Raw genomic sequence first — 238 nt, forward strand, 5'->3', positions numbered from 1 at the left:
GGAGTTAGAGGATTCCATGAATAATCAGTGGCTTGGGACTTACTTGTTCCCTGAGAAACAAGCTATTGAAAAGGGATACTGCCCCGTTGATTTTGAGTGGGTTCACAAAGAACTTCAAAAGAAAAATGTCACCCTGACGCTTCTGCATAACGAATATGCCAGTGCAGCTAGAGAAGATGGAAAAGTCCCTTATGCCTATCGAACATTCGCTGAAAAATATGGGAACTTCGCAAAGAAG

General features: G+C 42.4%; 1 pseudogene. It reads left to right on the forward strand.

Annotated features, from left to right (window positions below):
• Positions 1-16: 16 nt before the first annotated feature.
• A pseudogene (locus tag Q4550_RS24015) lies at positions 17-238 on the forward strand (IS21 family transposase); the annotation flags it as partial.

Source organism: Anaerobacillus sp. 1_MG-2023 (genome assembly GCF_030547345.1).
GTDB lineage: Bacteria > Bacillota > Bacilli > Bacillales > Guptibacillaceae > Guptibacillus > Guptibacillus hwajinpoensis_B.